The sequence below is a fragment of the Bradyrhizobium sp. LMTR 3 genome (assembly GCF_001693485.1).
GTDB lineage: Bacteria > Pseudomonadota > Alphaproteobacteria > Rhizobiales > Xanthobacteraceae > Bradyrhizobium.
The window spans coordinates 257,044-275,496 of the sequence record NZ_MAXC01000043.1 but is presented as its reverse complement, the minus strand read 5'-3'; the positions used below and the strand labels follow the sequence as shown (position 1 = coordinate 275,496).

Annotated in this window: 19 protein-coding genes and 1 tRNA gene; 11 read left to right on the top strand and 9 right to left on the bottom strand. The window is 63.9% G+C overall.

Going from position 1 to position 18,453, the window contains the following annotated elements; all coding sequences use genetic code 11:
• Window positions 1-49 precede the first annotated feature (49 nt).
• Window positions 50-889: a helix-turn-helix transcriptional regulator gene (locus tag LMTR3_RS24830; RefSeq protein ID WP_065747608.1), complete on the bottom strand. Its 840-nt coding sequence runs from the start codon at window positions 887-889 to the stop codon at window positions 50-52.
• 9 nt (window positions 890-898) lie between these two features.
• Window positions 899-1,477 (bottom strand): methylated-DNA--[protein]-cysteine S-methyltransferase, encoded by a 579-nt coding sequence (locus LMTR3_RS24825; RefSeq protein WP_065747854.1) that lies wholly within the window; start codon window positions 1,475-1,477, stop codon window positions 899-901.
• 139 nt (window positions 1,478-1,616) lie between these two features.
• On the opposite strand from LMTR3_RS24825, the gene LMTR3_RS24820 reads away from it, so the two are divergent.
• The 3 genes from LMTR3_RS24820 (at window position 1,617) to LMTR3_RS24805 (ending at window position 4,453) form a co-directional block, all read left to right on the top strand.
• Window positions 1,617-1,690, top strand: a tRNA-Gly gene (locus LMTR3_RS24820).
• A 269-nt stretch (window positions 1,691-1,959) separates the two neighbouring features.
• Entirely contained in the window at window positions 1,960-2,241 is a 282-nt protein-coding gene (locus tag LMTR3_RS24810; protein WP_245319988.1) for a type II toxin-antitoxin system RelE/ParE family toxin, read from the top strand.
• 136 nt (window positions 2,242-2,377) lie between these two features.
• Window positions 2,378-4,453 carry a methyl-accepting chemotaxis protein gene (locus tag LMTR3_RS24805; protein WP_065747606.1) on the top strand — a complete coding sequence of 692 codons (2,076 nt, stop codon included), beginning with the start codon at window positions 2,378-2,380 and terminating at the stop codon, window positions 4,451-4,453.
• A gap of 195 nt (window positions 4,454-4,648) precedes the next feature.
• On the opposite strand, the gene LMTR3_RS24800 is transcribed toward LMTR3_RS24805, so the two are convergent.
• The 3 genes from LMTR3_RS24800 to LMTR3_RS24790 form a co-directional block, all read right to left on the bottom strand.
• Window positions 4,649-4,969 (bottom strand): cupredoxin domain-containing protein, encoded by a 321-nt coding sequence (locus LMTR3_RS24800; protein ID WP_065747605.1) that lies wholly within the window; start codon window positions 4,967-4,969, stop codon window positions 4,649-4,651.
• Window positions 4,970-4,978: 9 nt separating this feature from the next.
• Window positions 4,979-5,500, bottom strand: a complete 522-nt coding sequence (locus tag LMTR3_RS24795; RefSeq protein WP_065747604.1) for a DUF4142 domain-containing protein — start codon at window positions 5,498-5,500, stop codon at window positions 4,979-4,981.
• A 261-nt stretch (window positions 5,501-5,761) separates the two neighbouring features.
• Window positions 5,762-6,442 carry an RNA polymerase sigma factor gene (locus tag LMTR3_RS24790; RefSeq protein ID WP_065747852.1) on the bottom strand — a complete coding sequence of 227 codons (681 nt, stop codon included), beginning with the start codon at window positions 6,440-6,442 and terminating at the stop codon, window positions 5,762-5,764.
• A gap of 243 nt (window positions 6,443-6,685) precedes the next feature.
• On the opposite strand from LMTR3_RS24790, the gene LMTR3_RS24785 reads away from it, so the two are divergent.
• Together LMTR3_RS24785 and LMTR3_RS24780 are read left to right on the top strand one after the other, a co-directional pair.
• Window positions 6,686-7,252, top strand: a complete 567-nt coding sequence (locus tag LMTR3_RS24785) for a thiamine pyrophosphate-binding protein (protein ID WP_057841186.1) — start codon at window positions 6,686-6,688, stop codon at window positions 7,250-7,252.
• On the top strand, window positions 7,249-7,848 hold the full coding sequence (locus tag LMTR3_RS24780) for a thiamine pyrophosphate-dependent enzyme (RefSeq protein ID WP_065747603.1): 600 nt from the start codon (window positions 7,249-7,251) through the stop codon (window positions 7,846-7,848). The genes LMTR3_RS24785 and LMTR3_RS24780 overlap by 4 nt, the downstream gene beginning before the upstream one ends.
• Before the next feature lie 7 nt (window positions 7,849-7,855).
• Here the strand turns inward: LMTR3_RS24780 and LMTR3_RS24775 are convergent, their stop codons facing one another.
• Window positions 7,856-8,779 carry a LysR family transcriptional regulator gene (locus LMTR3_RS24775; RefSeq protein ID WP_065747602.1) on the bottom strand — a complete coding sequence of 308 codons (924 nt, stop codon included), beginning with the start codon at window positions 8,777-8,779 and terminating at the stop codon, window positions 7,856-7,858.
• Between the two features lie 59 nt (window positions 8,780-8,838).
• On the opposite strand from LMTR3_RS24775, the gene LMTR3_RS24770 reads away from it, so the two are divergent.
• Window positions 8,839-10,071 (top strand): rhodanese-like domain-containing protein, encoded by a 1,233-nt coding sequence (locus LMTR3_RS24770; protein ID WP_065747601.1) that lies wholly within the window; start codon window positions 8,839-8,841, stop codon window positions 10,069-10,071.
• A 43-nt stretch (window positions 10,072-10,114) separates the two neighbouring features.
• Here LMTR3_RS24770 and LMTR3_RS24765 read toward each other — a convergent pair whose 3' ends face one another.
• Entirely contained in the window at window positions 10,115-10,831 is a 717-nt protein-coding gene (locus LMTR3_RS24765; RefSeq protein WP_065747851.1) for a DNA-3-methyladenine glycosylase I, read from the bottom strand.
• Window positions 10,832-11,134: 303 nt separating this feature from the next.
• Between LMTR3_RS24765 and LMTR3_RS24760 the strand changes: the two genes are divergently transcribed.
• From LMTR3_RS24760 to LMTR3_RS24745, 4 genes are all read left to right on the top strand, one after another.
• Complete coding sequence (locus LMTR3_RS24760; protein ID WP_245319987.1) at window positions 11,135-12,994, top strand: DEAD/DEAH box helicase; 1,860 nt, start codon at window positions 11,135-11,137, stop codon at window positions 12,992-12,994.
• A gap of 58 nt (window positions 12,995-13,052) precedes the next feature.
• Window positions 13,053-13,340: a DUF1330 domain-containing protein gene (locus LMTR3_RS24755; RefSeq protein WP_065747599.1), complete on the top strand. Its 288-nt coding sequence runs from the start codon at window positions 13,053-13,055 to the stop codon at window positions 13,338-13,340.
• 221 nt (window positions 13,341-13,561) lie between these two features.
• Window positions 13,562-13,843 (top strand): hypothetical protein, encoded by a 282-nt coding sequence (locus LMTR3_RS38665; RefSeq protein WP_065747598.1) that lies wholly within the window; start codon window positions 13,562-13,564, stop codon window positions 13,841-13,843.
• Between the two features lie 256 nt (window positions 13,844-14,099).
• Window positions 14,100-15,356 (top strand): aminopeptidase, encoded by a 1,257-nt coding sequence (locus LMTR3_RS24745; RefSeq protein ID WP_065747597.1) that lies wholly within the window; start codon window positions 14,100-14,102, stop codon window positions 15,354-15,356.
• Here the strand turns inward: LMTR3_RS24745 and LMTR3_RS24740 are convergent, their stop codons facing one another.
• The gene (locus tag LMTR3_RS24740; RefSeq protein WP_065747850.1) at window positions 15,357-16,406 is read right to left on the bottom strand and encodes an amidohydrolase family protein; all 1,050 of its coding nucleotides are present in this window, start codon (window positions 16,404-16,406) and stop codon (window positions 15,357-15,359) included. It lies immediately after the preceding gene.
• Between the two features lie 137 nt (window positions 16,407-16,543).
• A complete protein-coding gene (locus tag LMTR3_RS24735; RefSeq protein WP_065747596.1) occupies window positions 16,544-17,362 on the bottom strand; it encodes an MBL fold metallo-hydrolase in 819 nt (272 codons plus the stop codon).
• 206 nt (window positions 17,363-17,568) lie between these two features.
• Here LMTR3_RS24735 and LMTR3_RS24730 point away from each other — a divergent pair, with 206 nt between their 5' ends.
• Window positions 17,569-18,453 carry an alpha/beta fold hydrolase gene (locus LMTR3_RS24730; RefSeq protein WP_283809325.1) on the top strand — a complete coding sequence of 295 codons (885 nt, stop codon included), beginning with the start codon at window positions 17,569-17,571 and terminating at the stop codon, window positions 18,451-18,453.

Genomic DNA, 18,453 nt, shown 5'->3' with positions numbered 1-18,453 from the left:
TTCTCCAGCAAAAAGTGCCACGAGCTCGCGCGGCCTGGAGAAAGCCTAGTCAGTGGAGGGCCAGCCGTTCTTGGAAAATCTTGCGCATGCCCCGCGAGGCTTGCCGGAACTTAAGCGGCGAGGCGCCGGCGGCGCGATGGAAAGTGCGCACGAAATTCGAGAGGTCGGCAAAACCGACGTCATAGGCGATGTCGGTGATCGGGCTGTCGTCGTCCGCGAGCCGCCGCGCGGCATGGCGCAGCCGCGAGCGCACCAGATATTGGTGCGGCGTGACGCCGAGCGCTTGCGAGAATAGCCGCAGGAAATGGAACGGGCTGATCCCGGCCTCGGCCGCGGCGTCCTCCAGATTGATCTGACGGTGCGAATTGGCATCGATCCACAGCGCGGTTTCCACCGCGCGGCGGCGGTCGCGCGCTGCATCAGGGCCGGATTTGCGCGGCCTGCCGGAAACCACCTCGACAAAGCGGCTCGCCAGCACCTGTCCGATCTCGTCGAGGTCGATGTCGCTGCTGCCATCTGCTGCCGCTTGCGCCAGTTCGCCGAGCACGACGAGCTCCGGCAGTGGCGGCGCGGAGCCGATCTGCCATGGCGATCGGCTGTCGCCGATGGCTTCCACCAGCTCGGGGGCAAAGAAGAACGACAGGCACTCGTCGCCACAGACGTGCTCGTGGGTACAGGTATATTCGTCGCCGGGATGGCCGATCAGCACCGATCCCACCACCAGTTCGCTGCACTTGCCGCGGCTGCGCAGGCCGAAACTGCCTTTGCGCACATAGGAAATCGAATGGCCGCCATGCTGCTCCGCGAACGGCTTGTCGCCCGGTCCCGCGGTGCAGCGAAAGTCGAAGACGGATATGGATTTGCGTTCAAGAAGCGTGGTCGCGATCATCCCGCCTACTTAAGGATGCGGGCGCGGCGGTGCAACCGGCAGCAGCACGTCGAACAATGTCTTGCCGGAGGTCTGGCTGGCGCCCTCGATCGAGAGCAGCCGCCGCTTGGAGATCGCCCCGCCAAAGGCTGAGATCTTGTCGGCATAATTGCCGGCTTCAAGCACGCGATGGCACGGCACGATGATCATGAAGGGGTTGCGGCCGACCGCCTGCGCCACCGAATAGACCGCGCCCGAAGCGCGAAGGCTGGCGGCCACTTCCGCATAGGTCCGCGTCTCGCCGCGCGGGATCGCGCGCGTATAGGCATAGACGCGCTGGCTGAAGGCGGGAATGCCGGTCATATCGAGCGCAACGTCGGACAGATCGCACGCTGCCCCGCGCACTAGAGCGATGATGCCCTCAATGGCGACCTGCACATTTGCCGGCGGGCGAAGCTCACGGGCATCAGGATAGAGCTGATAGAGCCGCCGCCGCGTGTCGATCTCGCGGACTTCCGGGAGCTGCACGCCGATAATGCCCGCCGGGCTCCATGCGACCCCGCAGCGGCCGATCCCCGAATCGAAAATGCTGTAGCCACGCCCCGTCATACGCCACCAGCCCCAGACGCGAATCATACCACCGGCCGGACGAATCGCATGGAATTTTGGCGAAGTCGACAGCGAGCAAGACGGCCAATGGAACAGCTTGGCGGATCGCGCAAGGTCGGCTAATCATGGGGTTCGACCCGCGGGCGTAGTTCAATGGTAGAACGGCAGCTTCCCAAGCTGCATACGAGGGTTCGATTCCCTTCGCCCGCTCCAATTTGCCCGCCTTGCCCGCGTGAAATGTGCTAATCTGGTTGTATGGTCAAAACACTCGAACAAGCCATCGCGCAAGTCTCTCGGCTCCCGGCAGCCGATCAGGAGCAGATCGGCCGAAAACTGCTCATGCATGTCGAAAAGCTCAACGCGCTTCGCGCTGAAATAGACAAGGGCTTGCACTCGCTCGATACGGGCGAGGGCCGCGCCTTGGACATGGAAGCTTTCCTTCGCGAGAAGAATTCGCGGCATGGCGGAGCATAAGCCAGCGGTTGATTGGTCGCCTGAAGCTATCGCCGATATTGATCACCTTTGGGATTACTACGCTCAAGGCGGATGGAATTTTGCGCGAGATCGCGAAGGCCATTGCCGTCATAGAAGATTTTCCTCTCGCAGGCCGGGCGCGCGACGAAATCCGATCCGGTCTGCGCTCTCTGGCGGCCGCTTCGCAAACCGTGTTCTATCGATTGAAAAGTGATCGGCCCGAGATCGTGCGAGTGCTCGATGGCAGGCGGGATATTGAAGAGATTTTTTCAGACGGCGAGAACGGCTAAGCGCGCAAGGGGCGCCACTGGCTCCGCCACGACATTTGAGACGCTAACCCCGTAGTACTACCGGCCTCGATTTAAGCCGGCCTTAGTCCGTTCTGCCTACGTTGCCCGCTTCTCCCTGGCAGAGCGGAAACAAAAAATGCGGATCGGTCGGCTTTTTGCACTATCGATGCTTTCGGTGACGGTCCTGGCGGTCGTCCTTGGCGCCGGGGTCCTTGTCCCGCAATACCGTACCTTTGCCAGCAAGAGCGAGGCGATCAAGACCGTGGAGGCCTACGGCGCGGTGCTGGCGGTTGGCCAGCAGGTCGCCGGCTATCGGGCGCCCTATGTTGGTCCGCTGTTCAAGGAAACGGCCGCGACACCCGAGCAGATGGAGACCGTCGCGAAAGCGGTGCAGGCGGCCGATGCAGCGTTCGCCAGGGCGCGAACGGTGGTCGGCGCGCTCAACGATGGCGCAGCGATTGTCCAGGGCCTGAACCAGGCGGCGGCCAAGCTTGCCGAGGTTCGCGCGGCGAGCGATCGCGCGCTGAGCCTGCCGATGAGCGCGCGCGATCCAGCGGCGATCAAGGGTTTTCTGCCGGGCATTGCCGCCGTCGTCGCAATCCTCGAGCCGCTGTTGAACCGACTGGAAAACCAGGTGGCGATGGCGGATGCGTCGCTGACGGCGCTGCTGAATGTCGCCCGCACTGCGCAGGATCTGCGGATCTCCGCCGGCGGCCGCGCCGCCACCATGTCGCTTGCGATCAGCACGCGTCGCCCGCTGACGGCGGCCGAAATTTCGATCACCGACCGCGCCCAGGGCCGCGTCGATCTCGACCGCGAGCGGATCGAGGCCGGCGTCGATCAGATCGGCAGTCCGCCGCGGCTTGCGAAAGCGATGAACGATGCCATCGAGGGCTACTTCGCCAAGGCCGCGCCATGGCTTGAAAAAGAGATGGCGGCTGGGCGCGCCGACGGCAACTACGGAATCAATTCGGATCAGCTTGCCAGGACGATCGTGCCGGCGGTGCAGGCCTTCTTCGCGGTGCGCGATGCGGCGCTCGCAGAGGCCGCCGAGCGCGCGAGCGCTGCGCGCGATGGCGCGCTCACGATGTTGGCGCTGGCGAGTATTGCCGTCGTGGCGCTGCTCGCCGTGCTTGCCGGCGTCACCGTGATGCTGCGGCGGCGCGTGATCACGCCGCTGGCAAACTTGACCGGCGTGGTCGGCGAACTCGCCGCCGGCCGGCATGACGTCACGATCCCGACCATCGAGCGTGCCGACGAAATCGGCGCGATGGCAGGCTCGCTGCAGGTTTTCAAGGACGCCCTTATCGCCAAAAAGGCCGCCGACGAGGCGGCCGCGGTGGAGGCCGATGTAAAAATCCAGCGCGGCCAGCGCGTCGACCGGATCACCAGCGATTTCGAGGCGATGATCGGCGAGATCATCGAGATCGTGTCACGGGCGTCGACCGAGCTGGAAGCCTCCGCCGGCACGCTGACGGCGACCGCGGAGCGTTCCGAAGAACTGACTACCGTGGTTGCGGCGGCATCCGAAGAGGCCTCCACCAACGTGCAATCGGTGGCATCCGCCACCGAAGAGATGGCGTCGTCGGTCAACGAGATCAGCCGTCAGGTCCAGGGCTCGGCGCGCATCGCCAGCGAGGCGGTGGAGCAGGCGCAGAAGACCAATGACCGCGTTGCCGAGCTTGCCAAGGCGGCCGCCCGCATCGGCGACGTGGTGGAGCTGATCAACACCATCGCGGGTCAGACCAATCTGCTGGCGCTGAATGCCACCATCGAAGCGGCGCGCGCCGGCGAGGCGGGGCGCGGTTTTGCCGTGGTCGCCTCCGAAGTGAAGGCATTGGCGGAGCAGACCGCGAAAGCGACCGGCGAGATCAGCCAGCAGATATCGGGCATCCAGGCGGCGACGCAGGAATCGGTCGGCGCCATCAAGGAGATCGGCGATACCATCGGACGGATGTCGGAGATTGCCGCCACCATCGCCGCCGCCGTCGAGCAGCAGGGCGCGGCGACCCAGGAAATATCCCGCAACGTGCAGCAGGCCGCGAACGGCACGCAGCAGGTCTCCGCCAACATCACGGACGTGCAGCGCGGCGCCAGCGAGACCGGCTCCGCCTCCGCCCAGGTGCTATCAGCGGCAAAATCGCTGTCCGGCGAAAGCGACCGGCTGAAGCGCGAGGTTGGAAAATTCCTCAGCTCGGTGCGCGCGGCCTGAGCCGCGCTGAAGGTTTGAGGCACGTCATAAGCGAGGGGTAAAAGGCGGACGACTCTCGCTGTTCGTCATTCCGGGGCGTGCGAAGCACGAGCTACGATGTGCAATTGCACATCTGAGAATCCATCTCACCTCGGCCATGCGGCTCAATGGATTCCGGGCTCGCGCCAAGAGGCGCGCCCCGGAATGACGGCCGTGTTACGGCGCAATCGTCAGCACCGCCTTCATGTTGGGATGGTACCGGCAGTAATATTCGACGCTGCCGGCCTTCGTCAGCACCGAGGTCACCGTCTTCTTCGGCGGCGTGGCGACATCGAAATCGCCGTTGCGCGCGGTCGCGGTGTGGGCGAACACGTCCTTGTTGATCCATTCGATGGTGTCGCCGACCTTGGCAGACACCTCGGCCGGCGCGAACACCAGATTGTCGATCGTGATCTGGATCGTCGCTGCATGCGCCGTGACGGCCGCCGCGCCAAGCAGCAGAGCGGCGACGAGCGGCAGATGTCGTCCCGGACGCATGGCGGCCTCCTACTTCAGCTTGGCGGCAACTTGTTCGGCGTGCTGCTGGTGGCCTTGAAAAATCTTTAGGCCGGTTTGCAGCAGGTTCTTCAGCTCGGCATTGCTGGCTGACGGAATCAATTGCGTCTCCAGCGCGCTGTTGACGGCCTTGTGGTAGGCGACCTCATTGGCGAGATAGGCCTTGTCGTATTCGGCGCCCTTCAGCTTGTCGAGTTCGGCGAGCTTCTCGGTGGCCTGCTTCGATAGCGTCTTGCTGGTGTCGTTGTCCTCCGGCGTCACCTTCAGCTTCTTGACCAGGTCGAGCGCCTGCTTGTTGACGGTCTCATGGTCGCGCACCATGTCCTGCGCGAATGCCTTGACGTCCTTGTTGCTGGCTTTCGCGATCGCCTGCTTGGCGGCGTTGATGTCGATGACTCCAGCCGTGTAGGCGATATGCGCGATCTGGGGATCGGTGGGTTTTGCGCCTTGCGCCAGCGCGGTGCTGCCAAGAAGGCTCAATGCGGCGATCGCCGCGCTCAATCGTACGAACATGGTTTGACACTCCTGTGGCGCCGGGCGCGAGCACTCGGCGCATGTTGGTTGCACAGGGAGTTGGATGGAAAAGGCGGCTGGAGGTTCCGGGAAAATCGGCCTTGTCGCAGCAATTGGGCCTGCATGGTTCGCCCGGCGATGCGAAGCATCGTCCGGAGACGGGCGGCTTCGCCGCGCTCCTCACCATGAGGTCTCGGACCTCATCCTGAGGAGCCCGCGCAGCGGGCGTCTCGAAGGATGAAGCCACCGCTGCGAGTTGCACTAATACCCCAGCCGCTTCAGCACGGCGTCCGTCAGCCGCTCGCAGCGCCGGCCGGCAAAGGGGAACGCCTCCATCACCACGGGGCCGATCTTGTTCTCGACGATGTCGCGCAGCATGGTGCGGGCGCGGTGCAGTCGGGTTTTTACCGTCTCCGGCTTCAGCCCAAGAATTTCAGCGGTCTCTTCCACATTCATCCCCTCGATCACGCGGGTGATGAAGACGAGACGGAACGCTTCCGGCAGTTCATCGATGGCGTGTTCGACGACATGCTGAATTTCACGCTGGGCCATGGATTTTTCCGGATCGTCGGCGGCAAGAGGAAACTGGATGATTTGGGCCTCCAGCGCGCCCTGCGGCAATGAGTCCAGTTCGACGGCGGGCCGCTGGCGGCGCAGCCGGCCTAGCGCCTCATTCATGGTGATCCGCGACAACCACGTCGACAGGCTGGAATCACCGCGAAAGTTTTCCAGATGGGTGAAGGCACGGACATAGGCCTCCTGCACGACGTCCTCGGCTTCGCCATCGTTGCGCAGAATGCCGCGGGCGAGCCGGTACAGCCTGCGATTATTCGCCTGCATAATCGCGCGCACCGCTGCCTCGTCGCGGGCCAGCGCGCGGCGCACCAACTCGGCGTCGCCGGTATCGAGGCGCGCGATGTCCGGTATGTGGGCCTGGTGCATGATATCCACCAATAACAGGGTATTGGGATTAGATGCTGCAGGGGCCGGCAGGTTCCCGAAATAATTCGGCTGCATAGACGGGCCAAACGTCAGCGTGTCAGCCATTCGGCATGACGCATTGGTTCCACCGAGCATTCCAATTTTGCGATAGAAGCCATGTCCACATTCAAATTCCTCGAACCCTCGCCGCGATCTATTCTGCACGTCAACCAACCCTTGGAATCGCGGAGGAAATTGAGCCCGATGGCGGAAGCAGCAAAATCACGCGCCGAGGCCGCACCGGCGTTGCCGACGTGGCCGGACGAGATCTACCGCGTGCTCAAGGACGCCGGCATTCGCCAGGTCGCGATGGTTCCGGACGCCGGCCACAGCCGCCTGATCCGCTCCTTCGAGGCCGATCCCGAGACTCGCGTCGTCACGCTGACGACGGAGGAAGAGGGCGTGGCGATGCTGGCGGGTGCGTGGCTCGGCGGCGAGCGCGGCGTGCTGCTGCTGCAGTCGAGCGGCGTCGGCAATTGCATCAACATGCTGTCGCTGCCGGTCATCTGCCACATGCCGTTATTGATGATCGTCACCATGCGCGGCGATTGGGGCGAGTTCAATCCGTGGCAGATTCCGATGGGGCAGGGCACGCGTCCCTCGCTGGAGGCCATGGGCGTGATCGTGAACAAGGTCGACGAGCCTGATCTCGTCGCCTCCACCGTGCAGGGCGCGGCGAACCTAGCCTTCAACACCTGGAAGCCGGTAGCGGTCCTGATCGGCCAGCGCGTGCTTGGCGCCAAGAATTTCAAGGAGCTTGCCCGCAAATGAGCAATCCGAACGCGCTCCTGCATCGCCGCGACGTCGTCAACGAATTGTTGCGCGACCGCGCCGATCTCCTCGTCATCGCCGGCCTCGGCGCGCCGAACTGGGACGTCTCCGCCGCCGGCGACCATCCGAACAATTTTCCGCTCTGGGGCGCGATGGGCGCCGCCTCGATGATCGGGCTTGGGCTGGCGCTGGCGCAGCCCAAGCGCAAGGTGCTCGTCATCACCGGAGACGGCGAGATGCTGATGAATATCGGCTCGCTCGCCACGATCGCGGTGGAGGCGCCGAAGAATCTCACGATCGCCGTTCTCGACAACGAGCGCTTCGGCGAGACCGGCATGCAGAAGACCCCCACCGCGTCGGGAGTCGACCTCGCCGCCATCGCGACCGCCTGCGGCATCCGCACCTCGCGCATCGTTCGCACGATGGCGGAAGTCACCGAACTGCGCGACCTCGCGCATGAGGGACGCGGAACGGCCTTTGCGCAGATCAAGATCAATCCCGAGGCACTGGTCTTCGTGATGCCGCCTGCCGATGGCGTCATCCTGACGACGCGCTTCCGGCAATCGGTGTTGGGAGACGAGGCGCTGTATAATTGAGGCGCAGCTACGCCGTCATGCTGATCTTCCAAAGCCCTTCCCGGGAAAGCTGTTGAATCTCGGATACGATCCGCGTCGCGATCGTGGTCGTTGCGATCGACGGCGGGTGGGCGATCGGCGAGGCCAGGATCAGCTCGCGCGACACGGCGGGGCTGACGGCAGCCATCTCCAGGCGCTTTGCCGCCACCTCGGTGCGGATCGCCGAGGGCGGCAGCAGCGTGTAGCCGAGCCCTTCCTCCATCAGGCTGATCTGGGCGCGGTAGGAATCGACCTCGATCATGGCCTCCAACTTCAGCTTTTCGCGCGCCAGCGCCTTCTCCAGGAGCGCCCGCAGACCATGCGAGATGCTCGGCAGGATCAGCTTCTGCTTCACCAGCCACTTCAGATCGACCTGCTTGCGCTTGTTCAGCCCCGACCCCGGCGGCCCGACAGCGACGATATCCTCACGGCCGATCGACTGGACCTGAAGATGGAGATCGACGGCAGGACCATAGATGATCGCGAGATCCATCTCGCCGCGGTGCAGCCATTCGACCAGATGCCCGCCATAGCTCTCCACGATGCGCAGCGAGACGTCGGGAAACTCGTTGAGGACGCGGCGGGCAAACCGTCCGGACAGGACAGCGCTGACCGTCGGCACCAGCCCGAGGATGACCCGGCCCGACGGATTGCCGTTCGCCGATTTGAGGTCGTCGCTGACCTGTTCGATCTGGCGGATCAGGCCGGTGGTGCGGTCGAGCAGCATCCGGCCCGCGCTGGTCAAGAGCATGCCGCGTCCGTTGCGGACGAACAGCTCGACGCGGAGCTCATGCTCGAGCAGCTTGATGTGGCGGCTCAGCGCCGGCTGCGCGGCACGCAGCCGGTCCGCGGCCTTGCTCAGGCTTCCGAGTTCGGCTACGGCCCGGAAAGTCCGCAATTGTTTGAGATCCATCGAGTGCCCAGAGTGCCTGTTATGCAAGCGATCATATGCCGTTTCCGGAATCTCCGTCCATGACCGTACCCTCAGTTACCCCCTCGCAAGTCCGCGCCGCGCTGCTGCTGCGCGAGGAAATCGCGCTGCTTGATGTTAGGCACGAGGCCGTGTTCGCCACCGGCCATCCGCTGTTTGCCGCCAACATGGCGGCCGACCGGATCGCGCTCGAAGCGGAGGCGCGGCTGCCGCGCAAGGACGTGCCGATCGTGATCTATGACGCCGGTGAAGGCCTCGTCGGCGCAGCGACGGACCACCTGAAAGTGTTGGGCTACACCAATGTTTGCCAGCTCGACGGCGGGCTGCAGGGCTGGAAGTCGGCTGGCTATGAGGTGTTCGAGGACGTCAATTCGTACGCCAAGGCCTTCGGCGAACTGGTCGAGTCGCGGCGGCACACGCCTTCGCTCGCCGCCGAGGAAGTCGGTGCCCTGATTGCGAGCGGCGCCAATATCCAGATCCTCGATGTCCGCCGCTTCGATGAATACGCCACCATGAACATCCCGGGCTCCATCAGCGTGCCCGGCGCCGAACTGGTGCTGCGCGCCGGCCGCGCCGCGCCGGACCCCGAGACGACCATCATCGTCAATTGCGCAGGCCGCACCCGCTCGATCATCGGCACCCAGTCGTTAATCAATGCCGGTGTCGCGAACAAGGTGCGGGCGCTGCGCAACGGCACCATCGGCTGGACGCTGGCCAAACAACATCTCGAACATGGCAGTGACAGGCGCGGCGAGGTCGGTACTATCAAAGGCGGCGAAGCCAATGCTCGCGACGTCGCCTATCGCGCCGGCGTCCGGCATATCGGATCGGAGGAAATGGCGGCGTTGCAGGCGCAGGCCAACCGTACGCTCTACTGCTTCGACGTCCGCTCGGAGGAGGAATACACGGCTGGCCATATCACGGGCTTCCGCCACTACGCCGGCGGGCAATTGGTGCAGGAAATCGATATGGCGGCGCCGGTGCGCGGCGCCCGGATCGTGCTGACGGATAATATGAGCGTGCGCGCCGACATGACGGCGTCCTGGCTGGCGCAAATGGGCTGGGAAACTTACGTGCTTGAAGGAGGCTACGACGCCACGCTGGAAATCGGGCCACCGCGCGTGATCCTAAAACCCGATCCGTCACACCGCTATCGCCGGCCCTACGAGGGCACCGATGTTAAGGAAAGCGCGATGCAGGCCTATCTCGACTGGGAATACGGCCTCGTCGAGCAGCTCCGCCGCGACGGCACGCACGGATTTTTCGTCATATAATTCGGAGCGCTTGTCGCGCCTTAGCTCAACGAGCGTAGGCGGATCATTCATCCGCGCCGAAACTGGCCAGCTTCTCGGCCGAATAATTCTCGCCGACCGAGAGCGCGCAAATCCGCGAGATATGCACGTAGGGAAGCCCGCTTTCCTCCGCCCATGTATTGAACTGCGCCTGCACCTTGGCGAGATCGCGCTTGGAGGTGACCGTCTCCGCAATGTCGAGCCCGGCGTCGCGCAGGCACAGGATCACGTCGCTGGAGGTGACGAATCCGTCCCAGCCGAGGAAACGCAGCATCATCTGCCCGGTATTGCCGCCGAGCCGGCTGCCGCGCTTGGCCAGCAGTTCCAGCAATCCAGCCTCGTCCGACGACGGCCAGTTCGCAAGGAACTTGCCGAAACTGCCGTGCTCCTTCGCAATGTCCCTGATGAAGCCGGCATTGGCGCGCACCGACATGATCTTGGCGCCGTTGCGCACGATGCGGGTGTCTTTCATCAGGCCGTCCCAGAAATCATCCGGCTGCAGCGTCAGCGGCCCGGGCTTGAAGCCGAGAAACGCCTTCTCGAAGCCCGGCCATTTGCTCTCGATCACGCTCCAGGCAAAGCCCGCGCAGAACACCCGCTTGGTCATTTCGGCAAGAATCCGGTCGTCGCCGAGCTTGGCGAGCGCCTTCGGGTCCGGCTTGGCCGGCAGCAGCTTGGCGAGTGCCTTCGGCCCGCCCTTGCGCTTCTCGGCGCGGGCGCGAATGGTCTTGAACGCGGTCACGGTGCATGGCCCCATATGCTCAAGTTGAAAACCACGGCTGAAATGCCCGGAAAGCCGTAGTGTAGCGGATCATCCCAAAATTCCCAGCCGGCAGCCTGGGAGGTTAACCGTCGCAGAAGTGATCGGCTGACCTGCAAAGAATGGATGGCGTCCTGGCTGGATTTCGCCTAAAGCATCCCCACCTCACTCAATCCGTCAGGCCGTGCGGCTGTGCGTCGTCAATGCGCAGCTTTTTAAGTCATTTCGGTTCGAGGCGCCCTTTCATATTCCCGGCCGACAGTGCCAACCAAGGTCTGACATCTCGTGACATTACTGCCCGCAAATGCGCCGCTCGCCCGAGCTTTGGCGGAACGCAACTACGATCGGCTGACGCCGGTGCAGATGGCGGTGCTGGCCGACGATGCTGATGGCCGCGACCTGCTCGTTTCTGCGCAAACCGGCTCCGGCAAAACGGTCGCCTATGGTCTGGCGATTGGAGCGAACCTGCTGGATGGCGCCGAACGATTCGAGCGGGCTGCCGCGCCCCTTGCATTGATTGTCGCGCCGACACGCGAGCTTGCGCTTCAGGTGCACCGCGAACTCGGCTGGCTTTATCAGCATGCGGCCGCCCGCGTGGTTTCCTGCGTCGGCGGCATGGATCCGCGCCGCGAGCAGCGCGAACTGGCCGCGGGCGCCCATATCGTGGTCGGCACGCCGGGGCGGCTCTGCGATCACTTGCGGCGCGGCCGGCTCGACGTCTCGGAATTGAAGGCGATCGTGCTCGACGAGGCTGACGAGATGCTCGACCTCGGCTTCCGTGAGGACATGGAATTCATCCTGCAGGCCACACCGGACGACCGCCGCACGCTGTTGTTCTCGGCGACGCTGCCGCCCGGCATCGTCGCGCTGGCAAAGGAATATCAGCAGCAGGCCTTCCGCGTCGAAGTCGCCGGCGACGAAGGGGGTCATGCCGATATCGAGTATCGCGCGATCCGGATCGCCGCCGGTGATGTCGAGCACGCCGTCGTCAACATCCTGCGCTATTTCGAATCGCCTGGCACCCTGGTGTTTTGCAACACGCGCGAGGCCGTGCGGCATCTGCAGGCAACGCTGCTGGAGCGCGGCTTCTCCGTGGTGGCGCTGTCGGGCGAGTTGACCCAGAACGAGCGAACGCTGGCGCTGCAGGCGTTGCGCGACGGCCGCGCCCGCGTTTGCGTTGCGACCGACGTTGCCGCGCGCGGCATCGATTTGCCGAACCTCGACCTCGTCATCCACGCCGATCTGCCGAACGATCCGGAAGTCATGCAGCATCGCTCCGGCCGCACCGGGCGGGCCGGTCGCAAGGGCGTCAGTATCTTGCTGGTGCCGCCGGCGCGGCGGCGTCGCGCGGATATGTTGCTCAAGCTCGCCGGCATCGACGCGGCCTGGGGCTTGGCGCCGCAGCCGGATGAAATCCGCAAGCTCGATCAGGAGCGGCTGCTGCGCGATGATGTGTTCGCAGGCGAGATAACTGCAGAAGATGAGGCACTCGCGCAAAGCTTGCTTGCTGAGCGGTCGTCGCAAGAGATCGCCACCGCGCTGGCACGGCTCTATCGCGCGCGATTGCCCTCTCCCGAGGACATCGTCGACCCCGGCGAGGAGCGCGTCAAATCTCGTGCCGAGCGCGCCCGCGAGCGGGCCGATCGCGAGGCTGGAAGGGGCGTGAAGCCAACGAAATCCTCGACGCGCCACCGCATGGCGGAGGACGCCGTGTGGTTCAGCGCCGCGATCGGACGCCGGAAGAACGCGGAAGCGCGTTGGCTGTTGCCGATGTTGTGCCGCCGCGGCAGCATCAAGAAGGAAGATATCGGCGCCATCCGCATTCTCGACAGCGTCACCGAGTTCGAGATTTCCGCACGCGTCGCCGGCCGCTTCGCCGCCAGAGTTCGCCGTCCCGACAAGGAAGACAGCATTCGCATCGAGGCGATGACGAATACCCCGCCGCGCGAGGAGACACGGCTCTCGAAGCCGCATGGCAAGAACGCAAAGAGCGCCGACGGGGCAGGGTTTGACAAGGAAGTGCGTTACGATAGGAAGAAACCGCATCGGGATAAATCGACTCACGCCGGAAAACCGCGGCACGAACGCGAGGCGCCCGCGGCGCCTGCATTCGGCAAGAAGAAAAAGAAGAAGTTTCGCGGCTGACCGGCATGACCGAGACCTCAACGGCCCCCGCCGCGCAACCCCCAAATGAGGAGCCGTCATGAGCGTCTACATCATCGCCCAGTTGAAGTTCACCCGCAGCGAACTCTACGATCGCTATCAGGCGCGCTTTATGGACGTATTCAAGAAATTCCGTGGCAAGCTGCTGGTAGCGGACGCAGATCCGGTCGTGCTGGAAGGCGAGTGGCCGCGCGACAAGGTCGTGATCATGGAATTTCCGGACGACGCCACAGCAAAGGAATTTCAGAATTCGCCGGAATATCGGGAGATCGCGGTCGATCGCAAGGCGGGGGCCGATGCCATCGTGCTGGCGGTAAGAGGCCTGTGACATCGCGAACCGTTGAGTTGATCGTCCGGCCGCAACAAGCTGCCGCTCGCGCACGGATGACAACAGCGCGTCTCGCCTCAAGCGCACCTCAAGGCTTCATCAAGCTTCCTCACGTCCATTTGTCTCGTGCGGCGAAGCACCTGTGAAGTATCTCACAGGCCTTTCTCGCGCTTGCTGACATTTTGCCCGCGACACACACACTAGCCCGCGGGGCATCAGCGATGCGTACTCACTCCGTTGAAGACGAGCCCAGGCAGCGCACGAGGCGCAAGGGACTGTTTGCGCGCATCCTCGAAGCGTTACATCGCTCGCGGCGGCGCGAGGCAATCCGGGTGCTGCGCCGCTACCGTCATCTGTTTGCCGGGCAGGCTCAGATACGTCCCGTGAAGCATGTGCCGGAATCCCGACAAGCCGAAGCGAGCAGCCGAAATGCCCACGGAAATAACGCGCCCGTCCGCGCCGATCGCAAGGCCCAACAGGACGCCGGGACACAATTCGCGTGATGGAGCGCAGCTTTGCTCGCCATGATTCCATCCTCGTCGTCGTCATCATGGCGCCGGCACGGCCATACTTTGACCGCTTGTAGCAGGTTCCGTGCTCGCATTATTGCATTCCGGAACATCAACGAGGCCGGCTTTCGCCGGGCCATTCTTGTGCTATTGCTGCTGTCAGGCGTTTTGCTCGCTTTGACATGATTGCGTCATCATTGGCCGAAGCTTGCGAAGCCTTAAAAATCCTTCAGCATTTGCCGAAAGAATCATGACCGCACCTGAGCGAAACGCTTCCGTCTCGATTGATCCCGTAAAGCTCGACCGCCTCGCCGAAGTCGCGGTCAAGGTCGGCTTGCGGCTACAGCCGGGGCAGGACTTGCTGCTGACCGCGCCCTCGGTCGCGCTGCCGCTGGTGCGCCGGATTGCCGTACATGCGTACAAGGCCGGCGCGGGTTTGGTGACCCCGATTCTGTCGGACGAGGCGATCACGCTGGCGCGCTACCGCTACGGCCACGAGGCCGGTTTCGATCGTGCCGCCACCTGGCTCTACGAGGGCATGGCGAAGGCGTTCGGCGCCAACACCGCACGCTTGGCCATCGTCGGCGACAATCCGATGCTGCTGTCGGGCGAGGATCCCGCGAAAGTGGCGCGCGCCAGCAAGGCCAATTCGATCGCCTATCAGCCGGCGCTGGAGAAGATCGTCAATTTCGATACCAACTGGAACATCATTGCCTATCCGAGTCCGTCCTGGGCCAAGCAGGTTTTCCCTGACGTCCCTGAGGACGTCGCGGTGGCAAAACTGGCGGATGCGATCTTTGCGGCGTCCCGCGTCGATCAGGACGGCGCCGTCGCCGCCTGGGAAAAACACAACGCCGTGCTGCGCGAGCGCACCGAATGGCTGAACGGCCAGCGCTTCCACGCGCTGAAATATTCCGGCCCGGGCACCGATCTGACGATCGGTCTTGCCGACGGCCACGAATGGGAAGGCGGCGCCTCGACCGCGAAGAACGGCATTACCTGCAACGCCAACATCCCGACCGAGGAAGTCTTCACCACGCCGCATTGCCGGCGCGTCAGCGGCCATGTCGTCTCCTCCAAGCCGCTGTCCTATCAGGGCACGCTGATCGACAATATCGCGGTGAGATTCGAGGAAGGCCGCATCGTCGAGGCAAAGGCGTCGCGCGGCGAGGAGGTGCTCAAGAAGGTGCTCGACACCGACGAGGGCGCGGCGCGTCTCGGCGAAGTGGCGCTGGTACCGCATTCCTCGCCGATCTCGAAAAGCGGGCTGTTGTTCTTCAACACGCTGTTCGACGAGAACGCCGCCTCCCATGTCGCGCTCGGCCAGTGCTACTCGAAATGCTTCGTTGGCGGCGACAAGCTGACGCCGCAGCAGATCGCCGAGCAGGGCGGCAACAAGAGCCTCATTCACATCGACTGGATGATCGGATCGGCCGAAACCGACATCGACGGCATTCACGCCGACGGAAGCCGCGTCCCGGTATTCCGCAAGGGCGAGTGGGCGTAGTTAGCCCAGGGTGAGCCTGTAGAAGTCGGTCGCCGTCTTCGAAAACAGCGCCGTCTTCTCGGCCTCGCTGTATTGCGCGGCGATACGCTTGAACGCGTTGAAGATCACCTGATAGCTGCACTGGCCTTTATCAGGCGGAAAATTGCTTTCGAACATGCATCGATCGGGTCCAAAGGCCTCGATGCAAGTTTCGAGGTAGGGGCCCCAGGCGGCCGCGGCCTCCTCGGAAGACGGCGGCTTCGGCCGCAGGTGAAAGTCGTAGCCGAGCAGGCACATCGCGAGCCCGCCGAGCTTCGCCACGACGTTCGGGCATCGCGCGATTTCCTGGATCGAGGCCTTCCATTCCGGGAACACCTCCTCGCGCCGGCCGGCAAAGCGGCCGATGCCGACGGGGCCGCCGCAATGATCGAGCACGATTTTGGTGTCAGGGAAAGCGCGGGCGAGATCGGTGAGTTCGCCGATCTGCGGATGAAACAGCCAGGCGTCGAAGCTCAGGCCCAATGGCGCGAGGCAGGCAAAGCCCCTGCGGAACGTGCTGTCGAGCAATAGCCCCTGCGGCCGCGTCGCATACATGCCGGCGACGTTGGGATCGGCATCCCAGGCCGAGGAATGCCGGATGCCGCGGAAGCGGCCGTTGCCGGCAGCGATCTCCGCTTCCAGCACGGCCTTCGCGCCTTCGCCGAGCAGCAGGTTGACGTGGCTGACGATGCCGGCGCAGATCGCAGCCTTGCCATAGCCGCCGCTCGCCGCCATCGCCGCAACGCCATTGGCGAACTCGACCTCGCCGACCGGGCGAAACGCTTCCGGCCCGTGAGCGCGGTACATCGAGCGGCAATCGACATAGACTGTCGCGACGATGTCGTGGCCGGAGGCGATGTCGGCGGCCATCTCCTCGATCATGTAACGCAGGCCACCGCGGTCCCAGAGATGGTGATGCGGGTCGACGATCGGACGGGCGGGATCGATGATCTCTTCGGTGTGCTGCGCCAGCCAGTCCTCGCGCGGATCGGCGTAGAGCCCGCTTCTGGAGGCGGGTGCAGTGCTGGCCATGGATGTCGCTCTCTTGAATCGCTGATTCTTGTTTTGCGTCATTGCGAGCGCAGCGAAGCAATCCATCTCTCTGCCTGTGGAGGCATGGATTGCTTCGCTCCGCTCGCAATGACGGCGGTTACTATCGTTGCGCTGGCTTATACCCCTTCGAGAATGATTACCGTCGGCGTGCCTGGCAGCGTTTCGCGTGAAATCTTCAACGTCCGTTCCGTCCGCTGGTCGATCTGGAATTGCTGGCCGATCAGGCGCATGAACTCATCGAGCGGAGTGGCGAAACGGTGCATCGGCAGCACGATCGAGGAGCGCAGCCGCTTGGTGATCTCGGAAACGCCGTCGAGCGACATCGTATAGGTACCGTCGATCGGCACCATCACGATGTCGAGCCGGCCGATCGCCGCAAAATGCGTCTCGTCGAGTTTGTGATGCAGATGTCCGAGATGGCCGATGCAGAGGCCGGCGACCTCGAAGATGAAGATCGAGTTGCCGTCCTTGATCATTCCCCCGCTGGAGCCCTCGCCATAGTAGCGGCGGATGTCGGTCGGCACGTTGCGGATATAGACGTCGCCGACGCGCGTTGAGATATGCGCCGCCTGCCCATTCTCGCCCCAGCCATGCAGGACGTGCGGAATTTTCGGATCAGGAAACAGCGTATAATGCGTCGAGTGCGCGCGGTTCATGGTAACGACATCAGGCAGGCGGCCGGTCCGGTAGGCGCCGTTGAAGTCGGTCCCGATCCGTACGCCGTCGGGCGTATCGATGTAATAGGTGGAATGTCCGACATAGGTAATCGCGACTTCTTCCACCTTGGCGGCGGTACGGCGCAGGCTGACCGGAACGGCGCGTGGCGGCGCGTTGGCCATCGCGAGGCACTCGCTGCGTAAAGGCTGCTGTTGGGCGGCCACAGGCTCAATCAGCGAACCGAGGAAGGCGAGGGCGACAGCAAGGGATCGCAACATGGCATGACCCGTCAGCGGTGAAGGCCGTGGGCGACACTGTATCGCCGAATTCGGGAGACGTCATGGCATTCGCGCATGGCAGCGCGCCGGAATTTGTTTCATCGGGGGCCGGCGCATGCCGTATTGTTGAATTAGCCAAGGAGTTCGCCGTGACTGAAGAAACCGCCCCAGCCCCGCGTGCCCCATCATCGAAGCGGCTGGAGCCGCTGCGCCAGGTCGATGCCGGCCCGCTCAGCATCGCCTATTACGAGGCGGGGCCGGCGGATGGCCCCGCCGTGATGCTGATGCACGGCTTTCCCTACGACATTCATTCCTATGTCGACGTCGCGCCACAACTGGCTGTCCAGGGCTGCCGTGTCATCGTTCCCTATCTGCGCGGCTATGGCCCGACCCGGTTTCGCGATGCCGCGACGCCGCGCTCGGGCGAGCAGGCGGCGGTCGGCGCAGACATGATGGCGCTGATGGATGCGCTTCATATCCGCCGTGCGGTGTTCGCGGGCTATGACTGGGGTGGGCGCGCGGCCTGCGTCGGCGCGGCGCTATGGCCGGAGCGCTGCCTCGGGCTCGTCTGTGTCAATTCCTATCTGATCCAGGATATTGCCAACGCTATGGTGCCAATGCGCCCCGAACGCGAGGTGGCGCTGTGGTACCAATATTATTTCCAGCTCGAGCGCGGCCGCGCCGGCCTTGCAGCCAACCGGCGCGAGATCGCCCGAATGTTGTGGACGCAGTGGTCGCCGAACTGGTCGTTCGACGATGCCTGCTTCGAGCGGACCGCGAGCGCTCACGACAATCCTGATTACGTCGATGTGGTGATCCACAGCTATCGCCACCGCTTCGGTCTGGCCGAGGGAGATCCGCAATATGCCGACATCCAGCGCCGGCTGGCGGCACTTCCTCCCATCACCGCGCCGTCAATCACGCTGGACGGCGCGGGCGATGGCGTGGCGCCCGCGAGCGATGGCACCGCCAGCGCGTCGAAATTCACTGGCCGCCGCGTCCATCGCGTGGTGCCGCGCGTCGGGCACAATCTGCCGCAGGAAGCGCCGGAGCCGTTTGCGGCGGCTGTGATGGAGTTGGTTCGCGGATAA